This window comes from Bradyrhizobium sp. 153 (assembly GCF_023073835.1).
Taxonomy (GTDB): domain Bacteria; phylum Pseudomonadota; class Alphaproteobacteria; order Rhizobiales; family Xanthobacteraceae; genus Bradyrhizobium.
Map to the genome: position 1 here is coordinate 41,001 of NZ_JADPKH010000128.1, position 17,401 is coordinate 58,401.

General features: G+C 61.7%; 15 protein-coding genes and 1 pseudogene. 11 read left to right on the forward strand and 5 right to left on the reverse strand.

Annotation, left to right across the window (positions count from 1 at the left end; genetic code table 11):
- Nucleotides 1–2: 2 nt before the first annotated feature.
- The 7 genes from IVA91_RS30330 to IVA91_RS37235 all read left to right on the forward strand — a co-directional run bounded on the left by IVA91_RS30330 (nt 3) and on the right by IVA91_RS37235 (nt 7,320).
- Entirely contained in the window at nt 3–1,589 is a 1,587-nt protein-coding gene (locus tag IVA91_RS30330) for an ABC transporter substrate-binding protein (protein ID WP_247277191.1), read from the forward strand.
- A gap of 60 nt (nt 1,590–1,649) precedes the next feature.
- Nucleotides 1,650–2,585: an ABC transporter permease gene (locus IVA91_RS30335; RefSeq protein ID WP_247277176.1), complete on the forward strand. Its 936-nt coding sequence runs from the start codon at nt 1,650–1,652 to the stop codon at nt 2,583–2,585.
- Entirely contained in the window at nt 2,582–3,403 is an 822-nt protein-coding gene (locus IVA91_RS30340; RefSeq protein ID WP_247277177.1) for an ABC transporter permease, read from the forward strand. The genes IVA91_RS30335 and IVA91_RS30340 overlap by 4 nt, the downstream gene beginning before the upstream one ends.
- Nucleotides 3,400–4,380 (forward strand): ABC transporter ATP-binding protein, encoded by a 981-nt coding sequence (locus IVA91_RS30345; RefSeq protein ID WP_247418450.1) that lies wholly within the window; start codon nt 3,400–3,402, stop codon nt 4,378–4,380. Before IVA91_RS30340 ends, IVA91_RS30345 begins: the two co-directional genes overlap by 4 nt.
- Nucleotides 4,373–5,389: an oligopeptide/dipeptide ABC transporter ATP-binding protein gene (locus tag IVA91_RS30350; RefSeq protein WP_247459939.1), complete on the forward strand. Its 1,017-nt coding sequence runs from the start codon at nt 4,373–4,375 to the stop codon at nt 5,387–5,389. Before IVA91_RS30345 ends, IVA91_RS30350 begins: the two co-directional genes overlap by 8 nt.
- A gap of 146 nt (nt 5,390–5,535) precedes the next feature.
- On the forward strand, nt 5,536–6,852 hold the full coding sequence (locus tag IVA91_RS30355) for an adenylate/guanylate cyclase domain-containing protein (RefSeq protein ID WP_346015543.1): 1,317 nt from the start codon (nt 5,536–5,538) through the stop codon (nt 6,850–6,852).
- Nucleotides 6,853–6,876: 24 nt separating this feature from the next.
- Nucleotides 6,877–7,320: a hypothetical protein gene (locus IVA91_RS37235; protein ID WP_346015544.1), complete on the forward strand. Its 444-nt coding sequence runs from the start codon at nt 6,877–6,879 to the stop codon at nt 7,318–7,320.
- Nucleotides 7,321–7,774: 454 nt separating this feature from the next.
- Here IVA91_RS37235 and IVA91_RS30360 read toward each other — a convergent pair whose 3' ends face one another.
- Nucleotides 7,775–8,401: a LysR family transcriptional regulator gene (locus tag IVA91_RS30360; RefSeq protein ID WP_247459940.1), complete on the reverse strand. Its 627-nt coding sequence runs from the start codon at nt 8,399–8,401 to the stop codon at nt 7,775–7,777.
- Between the two features lie 238 nt (nt 8,402–8,639).
- Here IVA91_RS30360 and IVA91_RS30365 point away from each other — a divergent pair.
- Nucleotides 8,640–9,161 (forward strand): annotated as a pseudogene (locus IVA91_RS30365) (L-2-amino-thiazoline-4-carboxylic acid hydrolase); the annotation flags it as partial.
- 320 nt (nt 9,162–9,481) lie between these two features.
- On the opposite strand, the gene IVA91_RS30370 reads toward IVA91_RS30365, so the two are convergent.
- The 4 genes from IVA91_RS30370 to IVA91_RS30385 form a co-directional block, all read right to left on the reverse strand.
- The gene (locus tag IVA91_RS30370) at nt 9,482–10,510 is read right to left on the reverse strand and encodes an ABC transporter permease (RefSeq protein ID WP_247459941.1); all 1,029 of its coding nucleotides are present in this window, start codon (nt 10,508–10,510) and stop codon (nt 9,482–9,484) included.
- Between the two features lie 12 nt (nt 10,511–10,522).
- The gene (locus tag IVA91_RS30375) at nt 10,523–12,025 is read right to left on the reverse strand and encodes a sugar ABC transporter ATP-binding protein (protein ID WP_247459942.1); all 1,503 of its coding nucleotides are present in this window, start codon (nt 12,023–12,025) and stop codon (nt 10,523–10,525) included.
- Nucleotides 12,026–12,031: 6 nt separating this feature from the next.
- A complete protein-coding gene (locus IVA91_RS30380) occupies nt 12,032–13,054 on the reverse strand; it encodes a sugar ABC transporter substrate-binding protein (protein ID WP_247459943.1) in 1,023 nt (340 codons plus the stop codon).
- Between the two features lie 142 nt (nt 13,055–13,196).
- Nucleotides 13,197–13,601: a globin gene (locus IVA91_RS30385; RefSeq protein WP_247459944.1), complete on the reverse strand. Its 405-nt coding sequence runs from the start codon at nt 13,599–13,601 to the stop codon at nt 13,197–13,199.
- A gap of 480 nt (nt 13,602–14,081) precedes the next feature.
- Between IVA91_RS30385 and IVA91_RS30390 the strand changes: the two genes are divergently transcribed.
- The 3 genes from IVA91_RS30390 (at nt 14,082) to IVA91_RS30400 (ending at nt 17,374) form a co-directional block, all read left to right on the forward strand.
- Nucleotides 14,082–14,456 carry a DUF2946 family protein gene (locus tag IVA91_RS30390; protein WP_247459955.1) on the forward strand — a complete coding sequence of 125 codons (375 nt, stop codon included), beginning with the start codon at nt 14,082–14,084 and terminating at the stop codon, nt 14,454–14,456.
- Between the two features lie 90 nt (nt 14,457–14,546).
- A complete protein-coding gene (locus IVA91_RS30395) occupies nt 14,547–16,763 on the forward strand; it encodes a TonB-dependent receptor (RefSeq protein ID WP_247459957.1) in 2,217 nt (738 codons plus the stop codon).
- A 77-nt stretch (nt 16,764–16,840) separates the two neighbouring features.
- Entirely contained in the window at nt 16,841–17,374 is a 534-nt protein-coding gene (locus tag IVA91_RS30400) for a copper chaperone PCu(A)C (RefSeq protein ID WP_247459959.1), read from the forward strand.
- Nucleotides 17,375–17,401: the final 27 nt, after the last annotated feature.

A 17,401-nucleotide genomic window follows, 5' to 3' on the forward strand; every position in this document is an offset into this window, starting at 1 on the left:
TGATGTTCAGGACAATGGCGATCGTTGCTGGCTTGGGACTGGCGCTTGCCGCCACGGCGGAGGCCCAGACACCGCGCAAGGGCGGAACCATCCGCATGACCGCGCCCTATGGCTCGAGTTTCACCAGCCTCGACATTCATACGACGCAGCGCGCGCAGGACGAGATCTACGCCAAGGCTCTGCACCGGTCGCTCTACATCTGGAATTCCACGGAAGGCAAGCCGGTTCTGGAGCTTGCCAAGGAGCACGTGGTCTCCGGCGGAGGCTTCGTTCACACCTTCAAGCTGCGGGACGACGCGTATTTCCACAATGGCCGCAAGATGACGGCCGACGACGTCATCTGGTCCTACAATCGGATCATGGACGGCACCAAGGCCTATCCCGGCGCGCGCTTCGTGCGCGTGATCGAGGGCGCGGCCGCGGTCGAGAAGGGAGAGGCCAAAGAGATCTCCGGCCTGAAGAAGATCGACGACTTCACCCTGGAAATGAAGCTGACTGAGAAGGTCGATCCGGGCTTTTACTTCTTCAACGCGCTGACCTCGATCTATCCCGCCGACGAGGGCGCCAAGGAAAGCTTCATCCAGAAGCCGATCGGTCTTGGACCCTTCAAGTTCGTCGAGCACGTGCCGGGATCGCGTATCGTCCTGGAGCGGTGGGACCGGTTCTACAAGCCCGGCAAGCCCTATGCCGACAAGCTCATCGTCTCGATCATGGGCGAAGCCGCGGCCCGCGATGTCGCTTTCCGCAACAAGGAGATCGACACGTCCGTGCTCGGGCCGGCGCAATATGTCGCCTATCAGGCCGACCCTGGCCTCAAGGGCACTATCGTCGAAGTCGCCGAGGTCTTCACCCGTCACATGGGAATGAATCCGACCTTCAAGCCGTTCGCCGACAAGCGCGTCCGGCAGGCGATCAACCACGCGATCGATACCGACCTGATCATCAACAAGCTCGTCAAGGGCAAGGCCTATCGCGCCACGAGCTGGCTGCCTCTGACCTCGCCGCTCTACGACAAGGCGATGAAGCCCTACGCCTTCGATCCCGCGAAAGCAAAGCAGTTGCTCGCGGACGCCGGCTATCCCACCGGCTTTGAGTTCGAATGGACGACCAGTCAGAACGAAAGCTGGGGTCTGCCGATCGTCGAGGCCATCATCCCGATGCTGGACCGCGTCGGCGTCAAGGTGAAGGTCAAGCAGGTCGAGACCGCAGTGTTGGCGGAGGTGATCCGCAAAGGCGACTTCCAGGCCTATGTCTATTCCATGGCGACAGGCCCGGATCCCCAAGCGGCGCTGAAATGCTTCTACTCGTCGACGCCGCAATCAGCTTGCAATTACACGTCCTTCAAGAACGCGGATTTCGACAAGCTGATCGACGAAGCCGGGCAGGCCGACGACGATGCAACACGCGACCAATTGCTCCGGAAGGCCAATGCTCTGCTCTATGAAGAGGCTCCGGTCTGGTTCTTCAACTACAACAAGGCGGTCATGGCGGTGCAGCCGTGGCTGAAGGGGATTCAGCTGAATGCGACGGAACTGACCCATCAAAATGTCGAGGACCTCTGGGTGGACGAGACGTCGCCCGCCAAGTGACCCGCGCTCTCACCCTCCCACCATCGCAAGAAGCGACGGAGGGAGGGAGGAACAGTTGCAATGCTCGCCTTCCTGATCCGCCGAATCCTGCAAACCGTTCCGACCGTGCTGGCCGTGGTGCTGGTGGTCTTCGTCCTGTTCAGCGTGGTCCCTGGCAGCATCGTATCGAGCATGAGCGATGACGGCCGCGGTGCAGCGGACCCGCAGGTCGTGGAGCGCATGAAAAAGCAGCTCGGCCTCGACGATCCCGTTTACATGCGCTTTGGCGCCTACATCGGCAAGCTTGCGACAGGTGATCTGGGGACCTCGTTCCGGACCCGCGAGCCGATCACGACCATGATCGCAAAACGGATGTGGCCGACGCTGCAATTGATATTCGCAGCCTTGACGTTTGCGATCGCGATCGGCGTTCCGCTCGGCTTTGTCGCAGCATTGCGACCGGGCGGCATCGTCGACACGGTCTCCATGGTCGTCGCCGTGTCGGGCCTTTCGATGGCCAAATTCTGGCTCGGGCTGCTGTTGATGTACCTGTTCGCCTTGAAGCTTGGCTGGCTGCCGAGCTTCGGCTATGGCGACGGCAGCCTCAAATATCTGATCCTGCCGGCCGTGACGCTTGGCGTCTCGCCGATGGCGCTGCTGGCCCGGACGACGCGCGCCGCCGTGCTCGAGATCATGACCGCCGATTTTGTCCGCACCGCGCGCTCCAAGGGCATGAGCGAGACCCGTGTCGTGAAGTGGCATGTGATGCGCAACGCGCTCGTCCTGATTCTCACGACAATGGGCCTGCAATTCGGCGCGTTGATGGGGCAAGCCGTCGTCGTCGAGAAATTGTTCTCATGGCCGGGCATCGGCTCGCTGCTGGTCGACAGTGTCCTCCAGCGCGACATTCCGGCCGTCCAGGGCTCAATTCTCGTGGTGGTGCTGTTCTTTCTCGCGCTCAATTTGCTGATCGACGTGCTCTACGGCGTGATCGATCCCAGGATCAGATACGCATGAAGCTCCGCGCCAATCTCGTCATCGGCGGCGCGTTGTTTGCGCTTGCGATCCTGGTCGGCCTGCTCGCGCCATGGCTGGCGCACACCGATCCGATCATGGACGCCAACCTCATGAATGCAGAGGAGGCGCCGAGCTGGACCTGGTGGTTTGGCACCGACGGGCAGGGCCGCGACATCTACTCCCGCGTCGTGTACGGCGCCCGCGTTTCGCTGACGGTCGGCATCGTCTCCCAACTCATCAACAGCGTCATCGGCGTGGCACTCGGCCTGAGCGCGGGTTATTGGGGCGGCTGGTGGGACGATGTCGTCAACGCCCTGACCAACCTCATGCTCGCGATCCCTTCGCTGATCTTCGCGCTGGCCATCATGGCGGTGCTTGGACCCGGCCTGACCAGCCTGCTCATCGCGCTCGGCTTGACCAACTGGTCCTTCACCTGCCGGATCGCACGGGCCTCGGCGCTGTCGCTGAGGAGCCAGGGCTATGTGCAGGCGGCAACCGTGCTCGGCTACGGCGATATGCGCATCATGATCACGCAGCTGCTGCCCAACATGCTCGGACCGATCGTCGTCATCGGCACGCTCGGCATGGGTAGTGCGGTCCTGTCCGAAGCCGCATTGTCGTTCCTCGGCCTCGGCGTGCGTCCGCCGTTTCCGAGCTGGGGCAGCATGTTGTCGGAAGCCCGCGACCAGATCACGACGGCGCCGTGGCTCTCGGTTTTCCCGGGCCTTGCCATCTTCCTGACGGTGCTCGGCCTCAATTTGCTTGGCGACGGCCTGCGCGACATTCTCGATCCACAGTCGCGGAGCCGGCGCACATGACGGGCTCGCCGCTGATCGAAGTCGAGGATCTGCGCATCGATCTCAACGACGGATCCCGCAAGGTCCCCGCCGTCGAGAGCGTTTCGTTCCGCATCGATCGTGGCGAGACCTTCGGTCTTGTCGGTGAATCCGGCTGCGGCAAGAGCATCACGGCGCTTGCTCTGATCGGCCTGCTGCGGCCGCCATTGTCGATCGGGGGCGGCGTCATCCGCTTTGAGGGGCGGGAGATCCAGCACCTTTCCGCCGCCAAACAGCGGGCGCTGCGCGGCAACCGCATCGCCATGATCTTCCAGGAGCCGATGACGGCCCTGAACCCGGTCTCGCCCGTGGGCCGGCAGATCGCCGAGATGTTCGTGCTGCACAAGGGCAAGAGCTGGCGGGAAGCCAATCAGCTGGCGGTGGATGCACTGGCGAGCGTCCGCGTCCCCGCGCCCGAGCGGCGCGTGAAGGATTACCCGCACCAGCTCTCGGGCGGCATGCGGCAACGCGTGATGATCGCCATCGCGCTGGCATGCGGTCCGGATCTCCTGATTGCAGACGAGCCGACCACCGCGCTCGATGTGACCGTGCAGGCGGAGATCATCGAGCTGATGCGCAATCTATGTGCCGAGCGGCGGACGGCCATCCTGATGATCAGCCACGATCTCGGCCTGGTCGCCAATGTCTGCCGCCGCGTAGCCGTCATGTATGCTGGCCGCATCGTCGAGGAGCGCGGCTCGGCCGATATTTTCCGCTCACCCTCGCACCCCTATACGCAGGGCCTCGTCGCCTCGCTGCCGCGGCTCGGCAGTCGCGCTGCGCTTGGCCGGACCAGACTCAAGGAGATCGCGGGCGTCGTCCCGGCGATCGCGAGCTTCCCGGACGGATGCCGGTTCAATCCGCGCTGCGCGCAGGCGACCGATATTTGCCGAACCACTGCGCCGGGGACGGATTTGCTGGGCGCCGGCGGTCTGGTGAGGTGTCACCATCATGCATGAGCCACAGGGGAGGCCGGACGACGATCTCATTCTCAGCGTCGAGGATCTCGCGGTGCATTTTCCACTGGGGGGCGGCTTGCTCGGCCGCGAGAGGCGGCTGCTCCGTGCCGTCGACGGTGTCGATCTCAGCTTGAGGCGCGGCGAATGCCTCGGCCTCGTCGGCGAGTCCGGCTCGGGCAAGTCGACGATCGCGCTCTCGATCCTCGGTCTCCTGACGCCGACGCGCGGCCGCATCGTGCTGGACGGGCAGGTCGTCACGAACAGGCAGTCCGCGGACCGCAAGGCGCTGGCTCGCATCGTGCAGATCGTGTTCCAGGATCCCTACGCCTCGCTCAATCCGCGCCAGACCGTCCGCCGCACGCTCGAAGATCCCTTGCGCGTCCATGGCGTGACCGCGAAAAGCGAGATCGAGGATCGCGTCGCGACGATGCTCAAACATGTTGGCCTACGGCCCGAGCAGGCCGACCGCTACCCGCATGAATTCTCCGGCGGCCAGCGCCAGCGCATCGGTATTGCGCGGGCGCTGATCCTCAATCCCAGGATTGTCATCTGCGACGAACCGGTCTCGGCGCTCGATGTCTCGATCCGCGCCCAGATCATCAATCTCTTGCTGGAATTGAAGGAGACGCTCGGTCTGTCCTACATCATGATCAGCCACGACCTTGGCGTCGTCGAGCACATGAGCGATCGCGTCGCCGTGATGTATCTCGGCCGCATCGTGGAGAATGGCCACTGGCGCGAGATCTTCGAACGGCCGGCGCACCCCTATACGCAGGCCCTGATCGCCGCCATTCCCGATCCCTTGCGCCACGCCCCGCTGGCGACGACAGGCGGTGACCTGCCCAATCCGCTCAACCCGCCGAACGGATGCGCGTTCAGCCCGCGCTGTCGTTACGCAGAGGCGGTGTGCCGGAGCGAGGCGACGCTGGAGACACGGCCGGACGGGCACGCGGTGAGGTGCTGGCGAAGTGACGAGATTGCCCATCAGACGTCATTGGCCGCGACGTAGCGGTTTGCTCAATGTCCGCTTCGATCCGAAAGCGGCGGAATGGCTTTGTTGCCGCGAATTGATGCAATGGGCCAACAGGAGACATTGGATGGGTGGGCATCCTGCTCGACTTGATGTACAATCGCGCGAGGCGTGGATCGTAGGCCATGGTGCAAGAACGGCCAATCGGGATCGAACGCAGATTATCAGCGATATTGGCTGCCGATGTCGCTGGTTATTCGCGGCTGATGCATACCGATGAAGAACCTACGCATGCCAAATTTGCAGCGCTCTTAGCTAACGCTGTCAACCCGGCAATTGCCGAACACCGGGGCCGTATCGTGAAGAATACCGGCGACGGATTCTTAGCGGAGTTTTCGAGCGCGGTCCAAGCGGTGCGGGCTGCCGTACAATTTCAAAAGCTCATCAAGGAACTTACGATAGGTGACGCTGACGAAACACGTATTGCTTTCCGCGTAGGCATTAACATTGGCGACGTCATCGTCGAGCCCCACGACATCTTTGGAGACGGCGTCAACAAAGCGGTACGGCTGGAGAGCATTGCAGAGCCGGGTGGCATATGCGTGTCTGCCTCTGTGTACGAACACGTCCGAGGTAAGGTCGATGCAGAGTTCGCCGATATAGGCGAACAACATCTGAAGAACATCGCTCACCCTGTTCGAGCTTATGCGATGATCCGGGATGGAGGTAACCGGGCATCAGAAACTGGGCGGACACGACAGGTTTCCCCACCTCATTTTTCCGTCGTTGTGTTGCCTTTTACCAACCTCAGCGGTGATGCTGAGCAAGACTACTTCGTAGATGGCGTGACCGAGAGCCTAACCACGGATTTGTCTCGCATCAGAGGCTCGTTCGTCATTGGCCGACACACAGCATTCACCTACAGAGGAAAGGTCGCTGACCTCAAACAGATCGGTCGCGAACTGAACGTCCGCTACGCACTCGAAGGTTCCATACAACGTGACCGCAACCGGTTGCGAGTGAACGTGCAGCTTGTCGAGACCGAAACAGGTAGTCACCTCTGGGCTGACCGATTCGATAAACCCGTCGCTGACCTGCTCGACATGCAGGATGAGATCGTAGCGCGGCTGGCGAACACAGTGAATGCCCAGCTGATTGAGGCTGAGGCACGGCGAGCGGAAAACACGCCCAATCCCGACGCCATAGATTTGATTTTCCGGGGTCGCCATTCATTCAATGAGGGCCTCACGTCTAGCTCGCTGACACAAGCTCGCCTTTATTTCGAGCGGGCATTGACGATCGACCCTGAAAACGTCGACGCGAAAATCTGGATGGCGGCGGTCGATGTGACATCCTCATCGACCTTTTTGACTGACGACCTGCCTCTTCGTCTGGCAGCCGCAGAGACCATACTCCTAAAGGCGCTATCCCATGCACCGAGCCATCCCTTTGCACACTTGCTCTTAGGAATCGTCTTGATGCATACGAACCGCGCGGTTTAAGGGTTGGCAGAGTGCGAGCGAGCATTGGAATTAGATCGGAATTTTGCCGACGCCCACGCGATGATTGGTCTCGCTAAGTATATAATGGGTTGCGGCGCAGAGACGGAGGGGCACGTAAACCAAGCATTGCGCCTCTCTCCTCGTGACACTCTTGCCTACAGATGGCTGTCGCCGGTCGGGTTTTCCAAGTTGCAGGTCGGAGCAGATAACGAAGCAGTCGGGTGGTTCCTTCGCAGTATCGAAGTCAACCGAAATTATCCGCTCGTGCATTTTGGGCTTGCGGCTGCTCTCGCGCTACTTGGCAAGCTGAACGACGCGTACGCCGCCGCGAAAGCAGGGCAAGCGCTCGATTCCACATTTACGATTCGTCGCATGAAGAGCATGTCAATCGGCAATAATGCGACCTTTCTCGACGGAAGTAGGCGCATCCTGAAAGGGATGCGCGTGGCCGGGGTACCGGAGGGGTGATGTCCGGCTTCGGGTCAAACTGCGAAGAACTCAGGTTGAGCAAATCAGGCCCGCTCTAATGTAATGACCGGACTTTGGTCCGCCGATGCTCAATTTCGCAGACGGGGCCACAACCCGACTCGCTCCCATATAGTAAGGGCTGCTGAAACGGAGAGAACATGAGCGTGCCGGAAATCATTCGACGAGCCATCGAAATCGGTGAACGGAACGGTAAGATTACCTTCGATGAGCTGAATCAGCTGTGTGACAGCCGGTCACTGGAAAGACGTCGAGCGCATTTCTCAACGCGCTGAGCGAAGCAGGAATTTGGATTGAAGGAGGCTAAGGTCTGCTCTTCGGGTCATTTTCGACCGATGCAGCGGGAATTGTCGGCCGACTGATGTCCGGTTTGCTCCAAGAAACACAGGTACCGGAGTCGGACTAGACGCCGAGTTGTTACGGGTTTGCGGTCGCCTCAACTCCCGACGCCGCCGACAAGACGAGGGCGGCGGCTAGCGAGCGGTTTCTCCTCCGGCACGGCGCGCAGCCATTCGCGGAAGCTCACAACCTCCGGGCAATCCGCGGTGCCTTCAGGCGCAACGAGCCAATCACCCAGTCCCGATCCCTCATCCATCCGCTCGCAGCGATAGCCCGGATGGTGACCAAGTCCGCGGGCTATCAAGAGGTCGACCTTGCCCTCGACCAGCTCGTGCAGGCCGGCGGGCTGAAGCACCCGCAAGCCGATCTCCGCATGCGCGCTGCGAAATTCTGCCAATTGGAGGCGGCGCAGGTCGAAGCCGCCATGGACTCCCAATTGCAGCAGGACCGCACCTGCCGGCTTCAATTGCGAGGTCGCCTCGGCGATGTGGCGAAAGCCTTCGGATATCCCGGGTAGATAGGCCTGACCGGCCGCGGTGAGGATGAGCTGCTTATGCAGCCGGTCGAACAGGCGTACGCCGAGGCGCGCCTCGAGCGCCTTCACCTGCTGTCCCACGGCGGCGGGCGTTACGTGCAGCTCGTGCGCGGCCAATTTGAAGCTGAGATGCCGCGCGGCGGCTTCGAATGCGCGGAGCGCGTTGAGCGGTGGAAGGATGTAAGTCATTGCTGCCCAGTTTGTCACTGAATGGCTGCGTGCTTGCAATAGATTTTCTTGCGCTGAACCGCAGCAATAGTGCTTTGCGCCGCGGCGTTGCCGCCGGATAGGGTCGGCTGCAACACGGAGAGACCCCATGCCGCCAGTTCACGTCGTCACCCACAATCCCGCAACGGTCCACGCTCCAGTCGGCGGCTACAGCATGGGACTTGAACTGAAGCAGCATCGCCGCCTCTTGTTCATCAGCGGCGGCGCGGCCAGCCGCATGAGTGATTTCTTCATGCGTCTCACGGGTTTTATGGCCATCAGTCGGGTGCTCCGGCGCCACGGCGTGCCGGTCCCGGTGATCGGGGAGATCGAACGGGAAACCTACAAAGCGCAATTGCTCACCGTGTCAGAGGCGGAACGCCTTGCCTCGGGACGTCAGTTCATGTCGTCCGAGAACCAAGCTCTGCTGCGCGAGCAGGCGGCAAGGAGCGTCACGGAAAGCCATCAGAGGGAGTTTCCGGAAGACTTCGTCTACGATTTCGTAGAGCCGGGCCCAAGAGACACCTTCGAATTCGGTATCAACTACAAGGCCTGCGGCTTCTGCAAGCTCGCGGCGCGCCACGGCGACACGGACATCCTGCCGAACATTTGCGGGCTTGATTTCGACGCCTATGCCACGCGAGGCATTCGCCTCGAAAGGACGCAGACGTTGGCGGGCGGCGCGAGCCACTGCAATTTCCGCTTCTCGCGGCTGCCGTCGGATACGAAGGCTGAGAGTTAGGACGCGTTCCCTGGCTTCGCGATTGAGACGATCCAGGATTCCTCTGCTGCCTCCAGACCGTCATTTTCGAGCGCAGCGACGCAATCCAGACTGCCACCGCGGAAAGATTCTGGATTGCTTCGCTGCGCTCGCAATGACGGGAGTGGGCACCGCCTCTCGGAGCCGCCGGCCACCGCGACATCATGCCCCTGTTTTGCCCGACGAGTCAAATCCACTTCGTAAAATCCGCAATTTCGCGAAGTCGCCGGCAAGTCATTGATTTCGCTGGTCCCGGCTACTGTGCATGGGGTTGTTTTCGCTGTTTTCGTTTTGAGGGCCGTCTACTCCGCCGCTTTTTCCCTCAGTCGCTGCGCATAGACGTTAATGACCAGCGCCGCCAGCAGGATCAGGCCGCGGATCAGGATCTTCAAAAAACTGTCGATGTTGACGTGGTCGAGCCCGTTATTGAGAACACCAAGAACGAAAAGCCCGACGATGGTGTTGCCGATGCCGCCGCGGCCGCCGAACAGGCTGGTGCCGCCGACAACGACGGCGGCGATGGAGTCGAGCAGGTAGGTGTCGAATTCGTTCTGCTGCGCGCTGCCGAAATGGGCAACGCCGAGCATGCCGCCAAGGCCGGAGCAGACCGCCGAGATCACCATGACCGCGCCGAGGATCAGCTTGACGTTGAGGCCGGAATATTCGGCCGCCTCGCGATTGCCTCCGACCATGTAGACATAGCGACCGAAGCGCGTGTAGGTCAGCACCAGATGCCCGCCGAGCAGCATGATGGCGGCGACGAAGACGATCCAGGGGATGCCACCGATCGAGCCCGAGCCGAGCGTCGTGATCAAGCTCGGCACCTTGTAGGCGATCTGGCCGCGCACCAGGAGCGCCGAGATGCCGGCCGCGATCTGCATCATCGCCAGCGTCATGATGAAGGAGGGGATGCCGATCACGGTCAGCCCCAGCGCATTGACGAGGCCGAGCAGCGCGCAGAGCAGGATCGACAGGATGATGGCGACCGCGCCGGGCAGCGGCACATTCGTGATGTTGACGTAGGATTCCTGGAGCGTGAAATAGGCAACCGCGATGCCGGTGACGTTGGCGATGCTGGCGATCGAGAGGTCGATCTCGGCGCAGAGGATCACGAAGGTGAGGCCGACCGCGATGATGCCTGTCACCGACACTTGCGTGAGGATGTTGCCGAGATTGTCGAGCGTCGCGAAGGAGGGGCTGGCGAAGGCGAAGAAGCCGGACAGGAAAATCAGCGTCAGGAATGGCGCAATGTTGCGCATCTGCGAGCGCAGGAAGGGCGCAAGTCCCCGCGCTCGAGCAGCCGCCGCCGGAACCGTGTCACTGCTCGCCATGGTGCTTCTCCGTCACGCCGCTTCCAGCAGGCGGTCCTTGCTGACCGGCTCGTTCCTGAATTCCCGCACCAATGTGCCGCGCTTGAGCACGAGGATGCGGTCGGCCAGCGACAGCACCGTTTCCGGCTCGGTCGACAGCACGATGACGGCAAGCCCCTTGGCGCGGAGGTCGCGGACGATGTTGATGACGTCGTTCTTGGCGCCGACATCCATGCCGCGGGTCGGCTCGCACAGCACCAGAAGCTTGGGCGGATAGGTCAGCCATTTCGCCAGCGCAACCTTCTGCTGGTTGCCGCCGGAGAGCATGCCGAGGTCGAGGCCGACCACGGGCGGTCTGATCTGCAATTGCTCGACCTGGCGCCTTGCGATATCGCGCTCCTGCGCCGGCTTGAGCAGCAGCGCCGAGATGCGATCCAAAATGCTGATCGAGATGTTCTTGTAGACCGGCTCCTGGTGAAACAGCATGTCGCGCCGGCTCTCGGGCACCAGCGCGACGCCGGCGCGCCGCGCCGCCGCCGTGCTGGCGAAGGTCTTTGGTGTGCCCTCGACGGCGAGCGTGCCGCTGTCCGGCTTCAGCTTGCCGAACAGGATGCGCGACAGCTCCTGCTGGCCGCAGCCCATGAAGCCGTAGATACCGAGCACCTCGCCGGCGCGGGCCTCGAACGAGACATCCTGAAGGCTCCGCGCGAGGGAAAGCTGGTCGACCTTCAGGACGACCGGGCTGTCGCTCGGCCGCGGCAGCATCAAATCGTCAGTGTAGCTATGCTCGAGCGTTTCGCCGCCGCGGCCGATCATGGCCTCGATCAGCGCGCCCTTGCTGGTCGCGGCGCTGGCGGTCTCCGCGACCTTCCGCCCGTTGCGGAAGACGGTCACCATGTCGGACACGCGCAGAATGTCCTCGATGAAATGCGAGATGAAGACGATCGCAGTGCCTTCCTCGCGCAGACGCCGGAGCGTTGTGAACAGCCGCTCGACCTCGGGTGGGGAGAGGGCGGAGGTCGGCTCGTCCAGGATGACGATGCGAGCGCCCGAGAACAGCACGCGGGCGATCTCGATCAACTGCTGGAGCCCGATCGGGAGGTCCCCAAGCCGCGACATCGGGTCGACGTCGATGCCGAAGCGGGCGAGCTGCTCGCCCGCCTCGCGCGCCATCCGCCGCCATTGCACCAGGCCGAAGCGGTTGACCGGCTGGTTGCCCAGAAAGACGTTCTCCGCAACCGTGAGGTCGGGCGCAACGCTGAGCTCCTGGTGCACCATGGCGATGCCGGCCGCATGGGCATCGCGCGCCGAGCGGAAATGCGTTTCCGCCCCGTCAACCAGGAAGCGGCCGGAGAATTCGGTGTGCACGCCGGCGATGATCTTCATCAGCGTGCTTTTGCCGGCGCCGTTCTCGCCGACGAGACCATGGATCTCGCCGGGAAGAAGCGCGAAGTCGACACCACGAAGCGCTTCGACGCCGCCGAAGCTCTTCGTGATGCCCTTCAGTTCCAGGATGGGCTGATGTCCCGCAGGCATGGAGGCTCAGATCAGGAAGTGATCCTGCATCCATTGCATCCCGGCGGCATTGGCCTTGGTCACGACCGGGCCGTCGGTGACGACGTTCTTCGGGATTCCCTGTCCGCTCTTCTCGCCGCCGACCACGGCCGACACGCCTGCAACGATGGCGCCGCCATGGATGCGGCACGACGGATTGCGCACGGTCGCGAACATGCGACCCTCGCTCACCGCCTGGATCGCCGGCGGCATGGCATCGACGCCGCCAATCAGGATGTTGGTGCGGTTGCGGGCCTTCATGATGTTGTAGGCGGCGAGCGCCATGTCGTCATTGTGGAAGAACGCAGCGTCGATCTGCGGATATTTGGTGAGATAGGTCTCCCAGAGGCGGGCGGTCTTGGAGACGTCCCAGTCGGCCGGTTGGGTGTCGAGCACCTCGATGCCAGGGAATTGCTTGACCACCGAGGTAAAACCCTTGGCGCGTCCTTGCGCGCCGGTGTGGCCGAGCGCACCCTGCGTCATGATGATCTTGCCCTTGCCGCCCATCGCGTTGCACAGCGCCTGGGTTACCGAGGCGCCCATGAACTCGTTGTCGGGGGCAAGGAAGGAGTGGACATTGATTTGGTCGAGCGGCGCAATCAGCGTGTCCATGTCGATGACGGGCGTGCCGGCGTCGATCATCTTCTGCACGGGTTGGGTGAGGGTGCCGATGCCGAAGGCCTGAATCGCGACGAAATCCCATTTCTGCGAGGCCATGTTGTCGATCGCGGCGCGCTGCTTGACCGCGTCGAGCTGACCATCGAACCAAGTCACCTCGACATTGAACAGCTTGCCCCAGAACTCCGCGGCCTGCTTGCCCTGCGCGCACCAGGTGGCCTGGAGGCCCGCGTTGGAGAAGGCCGCTTTCAGCGGTTTCTCGCTTCGTCCGACTTCGGCTGCAAGTGCTGGGTTTATGCCCATGCTGCCGAGGATGGCAGTCGCGGCGCCGGCGGTCGCTGCCGCCTGAAGAAGATCGCGCCTCGTCGTCGAGAAATCTTTCGTCCCGGACATCGCTCGCTCCCGTAAAATTTTATCGTCGGCGCGTCATTGAATGCGCGACCGATGTCCGAAAGTGTCTCACAAGAGCTGATGCCACTCAATCTGCAATCAATCGCTTGATCGCAGCAAGCCACCCTTGGTGCAGCGCAAAGCGTCAGGCCCGCGCCTTGGTGAATGCGTCGATCTCGACGAGCAATGTATCCCAGGCCCGCGCAATGTCGGCCGACCATCGAGCGCCGAGCAGATCGCGGATCGTATCCCTGATGATCGCAAAGAAGGCGATGAAGAGCTCGCGCGAGGTGCCGTAAGCCTCGTGCGAGGCTGCCTCGCAGGCGATCAGCCGGAAGTGCCCACGACGTTCATTGGCGAAGTCGAGGACCGCCTCGATGGCCAGCGCGAGCATCGATCCCATCACGAGCTCGCTGCCTTGCGAGCGGAACATCGCCCGCGTTTCCAGATGCTGTTCGAACAGGCGTTGATAGACCAGTGGCGTGAGGTCCGCGCAGCGCGATGCCGCAAGTTCGAAGCTGTTTTCGATCGGATTAGAGGGACCACTCATCGGCGTCGAAGCCCCGCAGACAAAAAAGAGCGGGGCCCTGGCCCCGCTCAAAAATTGTGTCGACCCTATTATCCCCGATTCTAAGATTTGCTCTTGATTGACGGGGCGACGCTGCGTTTTGCGCGCCAGGGGCTCCTCCCGAGACTTGGACCACCAGACTTCGACCTCACGGCCAGCCTGAGCAAGAGGGATGCTAGATCAACTTTTCTCACTTGTCATCATTTTTGGCAACGAATGTTCAAAATTCGAGCATTTGACGAAATGATCGGGCTCATATCCCTGTAAACGTATGGGAAACAAAAGGAATTTTTGGACGAGGGAGGTGGTTTGACTTGCCTCAATGCCGGACCCCTGGCGTCGCGGGTAGGGTGCTCCCGACCACTTCGAGATGCTTTCGCTGGGCCAAGAAGGCGGCGGAACTGACCTCGACTCGGGGCTTGGGGCGGTGTTTAGTTAGTGGAGGAACGAACGGTTCGGCGGATGCGCGCGCGCTTGCAAAAATTCCTACCCGTTGTCCTGCTCGCCCTGGTGATGCAGGTGCTAGCGCCGATCGCCGCCTGCTTGGCGGCCGGCCAGGCCGTTGCCGATCGGCTGTCCGCCGGCGTCATCTGCCACAGCGGGGGTGAGCAGCGCGGCCTGGGCGATCAGACCGACAGCCCCACCGCGCACGGCGGCGCGTGCGCGCTGTGTTGCCTGGCACAGGCCAACGCCTCGCTCGATTCTCCGCCCCACGTTGGGCTCTCCATCCCCTTCCGCCACGCCAAGCGCGTGGCATGGCACGCTTTGGAGATATCCGTCGTCGCTGCCGATAGGGGCTCTGGCGTCCAGGCACGCGCGCCCCCTCAATTTTCCTGACCCGCGACGAACTTGTGCTCGGTGCGGCTCGCTGGTGCCGCATCTCGCTTTGCAACGGACTGGCTGCGTGCCGGTGTCAGGAAATGTCCCATGCCTTGTCTTCGTTCTTTGCGGAGTGCGCGTGCGCGCGGCACTCTGCTCGCGTCCGTATCGATTTTGGCCTTTCCACACACTTCGGATGCCCAGGTAAGTCGGTCGGAACTTCCCTCGGTTATTGTTGAAGCTCCACAGCAAAAGCGCGCGGCCCGGGTCCGGCCCCACCGCGACGCCGTGCGATCAGCGCGTGTGGCGCGAAGCGCACGACCGGCTGGGCTGCCACAGCAAACCGCGAGCGTGCAAGGCGCCAGGGTCCCCGGCTCCCTGACGGTGCTGACCGCACAACAAGCGCTTGCGGAAATCAACCAGACGCCGGGCGGCGTAGCGCTCGTAACGGCGGAAACTTACAGGAATTCGACGCCCGCCAACACGATCAAGGACGTGCTGGACTACGTGCCTGGTGTGTTCGCCCAGCCTAAATGGGGCGACGACACGCGGCTTTCGATTCGCGGGTCGGGCCTGTCGCGCAACTTCCACCTTCGCGGCGTCCAACTTTACATGGACGGCATCCCGATCAACACTGCCGATGGCTATGGCGATTTCCAGGAGATTGACCCTACTGCCTACAAATATATCGAAGTCTACAAGGGCGGGAATGCACTCCAGTTTGGCGCGAATTCCCTCGGGGGCGCCATCAACTTTATAACTCCGTCGGGCCGCGATTCATTTCCGAACGGCGTGTCTTTCGACGTCGGAGGTTTCGGATTCAAGCGGCTTCAGGCGAACGCAGGTGGCGCGAACGGGCCGTGGGACGGTTTCGTGACCGCTTCCACGCAGGCCGCTGATGGATTTCGCGATCATAGCTTCGGCTCGAGCAATCGCTTGAGCGGCAATTTCGGCTATCAATTCTCTCCGGACGTTGAGACACGATTTTACCTCAATGCCAACCAGGTGCGGCAGCGGATCCCTGGTACCGTGACCAAGGCGTCTGCCTTGACCAATCCGGAGGCTGCCGCTCCGACGAACGTTGCCATGGATCAGCAGCGCAATATCGATACTGTCAGGTTGGCCAACAAGACGACCGTCCGCTTCGATGACACCAAGGTTGAATTCGGCGCCTTCGGGCTCGACCGCCATCTGATGCATCCGATTTTCCAGTGGCTGGACTACCGCTACAAGGACTATGGAGGCTTCGCGAAGCTCACGGATGACCGCACCATCGGCGGCTTTCGCAATAGACTGGTCGCGGGTGTCTACGTATTGAATGGTAGCATCGACAATCAGCAGTTTGCCAATCTTGCCGGTCAGAAGGGGAGGCTGCTTTCTTCCTCGATCGATCGCTCAGAGAACACCTCCGTTTACGTCGAAGACAGCTTCTACTTCCTTCCGAGCGTCGCAGTGATCGGCGGTACCCAGTTTCTGTACGCAACTCGCAATCGGCAGGACCGCTTCCTCAGCGACGGAGATCAATCGGGAGCAACGCGGTTCAATCTCTGGTCGCCGAAAGCAGGCCTCCTGTGGCAAATCGATCCCACATGGCAAGCTTTCGCAAATGTCTCGCGAAGTGCCGAGGTGCCGAGCTTCGGTGAGAGCTCGATTGGTCCGGGCATTCCAACGATCCCGTTCACCAGCATCCGCGCACAGATCGCGACCACGTACGAAGTCGGAACGCGCATGAGGCGGCCGGAATATGCCTGGGAGCTCACCGCCTATCGCGCCAATATTCGCGACGAGCTGCAATGCCTTTATAGCGCGTTCGGGAATTGCAACGTGACCAACGCCGACCGGACGCTTCACCAGGGAATCGAGGCCGGGGCAGGTGCAGCAATCTTTCGCGACATCTTCGTCAATGGCTCCGCGCCGGACAAGGTCTGGCTTAACGTCTCTTACACGTTCAACGACTTCCGTTTCGACCGCGACCCGGTCTTTGGGGACAATCAATTGCCGGGTGCGCCCCGTCATTACCTGCGCGCAGAGCTCCTCTACAAGCATCCGACGGGTCTCTATGTCGGCCCCAATGTCGAATGGGTGCCACAAGCCTATTTTGTCGATAGCATGAACACGCTCAAGACAGAACCTTATGCGCTGTTGGGATTGAAAGCCGGGTTCGACAATGGGGGTCCGCTATCCGCCTATGTCGAGGGACGCAATCTCACCAACAAGACCTACATTGCTAGCGCGAGCATCATCGATCGGGCAACGGCGACGTCACCCTTGTTCGAGCCGGGTACCGGGCGCGCGGTATACGCCGGAATGAGGTATCGATGGTGACGCACCAAATAGCACGCGCCAAATAGCAAATGACCACGGACGTCTCTGCCAGAGTAATCAACAATGAGGCTATCGAAATGAAGAAAGTGAAGCAGACTCTCCTCACAATCGCGCTGCTGCTGGGCGGCTGCGCCGTCGCATCGGCCGACGACGTCAAGGCCGGCGATCTCGTGATCTCGCAAGCCTGGAGCCGGGCGACGCCGGGCGGCGCCAAGGTCGCGGGCGGCTATCTCACCATCGAGAACAAGGGGGCGGCGGCGGACAGGCTGGTCAGCGCTTCCGCGGACATCGCGGGGAAGACCGAGATTCACGAGATGGCGATGGATAATGGCGTGATGAAAATGCGTCCGCTGGACAATGGGCTCGTTATTGATCCCGGCAAGACCGTGAGGCTTGCGCCCGGAGGCAATCATTTGATGCTCCAGGAGCTGAAGGGCGCGTTCAAGCAGGGCGATAAGGTGCCGGTGACGCTTCAGTTCGAGAAGGCCGGCAAAGTCGCAGTCTCCCTCGACGTACAGGGCGTCGGCGCGCAGGCACCGGGCGATGCCGCGCATTCAGGTCATATGGACATGAAGAAAATGCCGGATCACTCGGGAATGAAGATGAAATGAGACGGATCCGAACTCTCGGGAGGCTGA